This window comes from Streptomyces boncukensis (genome assembly GCF_011045075.1).
GTDB lineage: Bacteria > Actinomycetota > Actinomycetes > Streptomycetales > Streptomycetaceae > Streptomyces > Streptomyces boncukensis.
Window position 1 is genome coordinate 1 of the sequence record NZ_JAAKZZ010000710.1, and the last position, 3,008, is coordinate 3,008.

General features: G+C 73.2%; 3 protein-coding genes. 1 reads left to right on the forward strand and 2 read right to left on the reverse strand.

Going from position 1 to position 3,008, the window contains the following annotated elements; all coding sequences use genetic code 11:
• Both G5C65_RS34615 and G5C65_RS34620 read right to left on the reverse strand, forming a co-directional pair.
• Window positions 1–1,087, reverse strand: a 1,087-nt coding sequence (locus G5C65_RS34615; RefSeq protein WP_165303025.1) for a polysialyltransferase family glycosyltransferase, incomplete at its 3' end; no start/stop codon positions are given.
• Window positions 1,087–2,139: a glycosyltransferase gene (locus G5C65_RS34620; RefSeq protein ID WP_165303026.1), complete on the reverse strand. Its 1,053-nt coding sequence runs from the start codon at window positions 2,137–2,139 to the stop codon at window positions 1,087–1,089. The genes G5C65_RS34615 and G5C65_RS34620, both read right to left, overlap by 1 nt.
• Before the next feature lie 367 nt (window positions 2,140–2,506).
• Here G5C65_RS34620 and G5C65_RS34625 point away from each other — a divergent pair.
• A partial coding sequence (locus G5C65_RS34625) for a DUF6716 putative glycosyltransferase (RefSeq protein ID WP_420903391.1) occupies window positions 2,507–3,008 on the forward strand: 502 nt, incomplete at its 3' end.

Consider the following 3,008-nt stretch of genomic DNA (forward strand, 5'->3'; position numbering starts at 1 on the left):
CCCATGCCCCTCCGGGGACCTCCCCCTCCGCGGCCGTCTCGACGTCCGGCAGCAGCGCGTCGACCAGCGTGACGGGGATCCGGTTGCTGTTCTCGTACGGCGTGACCCGCTCCAGCAGCAGCCCGGTGCCCGTACGGGCCGAGCGCAGCCCGTGGAACGCACGGGCGGTCAGCAGCGCGGTGGAGAAGCAGCCGACGACCAGCTCGGGCCGCACCCGCTCGTACAGCACCTCGGCCAGCACGGGCGAGCGCAGCACCGTCAGCTCGACGCCCAGCTCGCCCGCCTCCTTCTCCAGGGCGCGGGAGAAGCGCGCGGGCGCCACCGGGTGCGGCTTGAACACCACGTGGCGGTGGCCGTGCCGGGCGGCGCCGCGCAGCATCCGGACCTGGAGCCGCTCCTCCTCCTCGATGGTGAGGATGTCCAGCGCGGACAGATACTGGCCCAGCAGTACGGCGCCGCCCTCCGGCAGCCCGGTGACGGCGGCCGGGGCGTCCTCGGCCACCTCGGACAGCACCGCCGTGAGCGCGTCCGGCGGCACCACCTCGGCCGGCACCCCGAACTCCGAGAGCAGCATCGGCGTCAGGCCCGGCACCAGCTCCACATACAGCAGCCGCCGCACCCGCGTGCCCACCAGCGGGTCCAGCTTGTTGCGGGTGGGGCCGTAGCTCATCAGGCCGTCCGCGTAGACGTCGACCGGCGCGTCGGGGAACAGCCGGGCGAGCGCGAGCGCCGGGTCGACCTGGATCGACTCGACGACCAGCTCGACCTCGTCCTCCAGCGTGTCACCGAGCTCCCAGCGCGTCCGCAGGTACCGCTCCCACAGCGGCACGTCGTCCGCGCGCGGCGACCAGCCGGCGGGGTGCAGCGGGTGGATCGCGGCGTTCCAGGACAGCACCTGGTCGAACCGGCCGCGCAGCCGCTCGAAGCCCGGCATCTCGTCCAGCGGCGGCGAAGTCTCCGGGTTGGCCGCGTTGTTGCTGACGAGCAGCAGCCGGCGGTCGGCGGGCGCGAAGCAGTCGGCGTCGAGCGCCGCGGCGAGCGTCGCGGCGCCGTACAGCCCGGACGCCAGGAAGAGCTGCGTACGCATCAGACGGTCCCGCCCTTCGCCGCGCCCGCCGTGCCTGCCGCAGCGGCCGTCGCGGGTACGGGGTCCTGCTGCTGTGCCTGGGGTGTCGCGTCGCGGTCGGCGGGCCGGCGGCGCAGCCGGCGCAGCCGGGCCGAGCGTTCGGGGTCCATCGCGTCCAGCGCCTCGTTCAGCACATCGGACGGCAGGCGCTTGAGCGCCGCCGCGCCCAGCGCGCGCAGCCTGCGGGCCACCTGCGGCTCGAACCTGTCGCTGGTCAGATGGTGGGAGAGGACCGCGCAGTAGGTGCGTACGGCCTTGGGCAGCAGCGCCTCGGCCTCCGGGTCCCGCGCGGTCTCCTCGACCACCTGGTCGAAGGCCCGGATGAAGTCGAGCTGCCGCACATCGCCGATCTGCGTCAGCGAGGAGGCGACCCCCCGCCGGTAGAAGACGCCCAGCAGCCCGACGGCCGCGAAGGAGCGGGCCCGGCGGTGCAGCCTCCAGATCCACGGACGGTCCTCGGCGGTGCGCAGCCCGTCCGGGAAGTGCAGCAGCCCGTCGTCCAGCAGCCTGCGGTGGTAGATCCCCGCCCAGGCGTAGGCGTAGTCGACGGACGTGGTGCGATCGGTCGGGAGGATCGCGTCCCGGGGGGCCATCACCGCGCCGCGCCTGCCGTGCGGCACGCGCGCCAGCGTGCGCGAGCGGCCGGTGCAGCTCACATGGTCGGTCCGTACGAAGTCGCAGCCCAGCCGCTCGATCACGGAGACCAGCTCCGGGTAGTAGCCGGGCGCCAGCCAGTCGTCGCCGTCCAGGAAGGTGATGTACTCGCCGCTCGCGCGGTCCAGGCCCGTGTTCCGGGCGGTGGCCAGTCCGCCGTTGCGGGCGTGCCGGATGTGGACGGCGCCGGGCAGTTCCGCCGTGGCGCGCTCCAGTATGTCCGGAATCCCGTCCGACGACGCGTCGTCGACCAGAATGAACTCGAAATCCGGGTGCGCATTCGCACGGAGGCTCCGCAGTGCTTCCGGAGCGTAGGACTGCACGTTGTAAAACGGCACGATGACGGAGAGCTTGACCACGGACGGGACCCTAGGTCGCACCCGGTCCTCCGTCTTGACCTGCCGCGGGCCCCCGGGTGAACGCCACATGGCGGAATGGTGAACGCGCCTCGTGTACTGGATGGTTGGCCATTCGTCGAGGTGCTGTTAACCGGTTGTTGTATTTGCGTTGGGCCGTATTCCGGAATCCCTTCCTAGCGTCTGCGACGTGCCCACTCGTCATTCGACCACCAGCTCGGCGGCCGTGCCGGCAACCGGGGATCCGCAGGAGAGCGCGGATCGCGCCGATTGCGCTGATCACGCCGATCGCGCCGATTGCGCCGTTTCCGCGGAGCCCGTGCGCGTCGCCGTGCTCGCCGACTCGGACACCCGCTGGAAGTGGGGTGCGATGACCGCCGCGCGGCTCGCGCCGGGCGCCCGGATCGACGGCCTGCTGCTGCGCGGCCGCGCCACGCCCACGCCCCGGCAGCTCGCGGAGGTCGGCGTCACCGTGGACTCGCTGCGCGAGGTGACGGGCGCGGAGTTCCTCGACGCGGTGTGCCCGGGAGCGGACGGCGCCGAGCCGCCCGTGGACATCGTCGTGCTGGCCTGCGTCGGCGGCGCGGTGCAGGCCATGCTGCACGGACTGGCCTCGCGCGCCCGCTCCGGGCGCCGCCCGGTCGTGGTCACCGGCTATGTCGGGGTGGTCTACGAGAAGCTGTCCGACGGCCTGCTGCTGCGGCACGGGGCCGATGTGGTGCTCGCCAACTCCCCGTACGACGCGGAGCGGTTCCGCACCGTCTACGAGGGAGTGGGGGCCGGCGGCGGCTCCGTCGTGGAGTGCGTGCTGCCGTTCCTGGAGAGCGCTCCGGGGGAGGGGGACGAGGCCGCTCCTGCCGCCGGGGGAGACG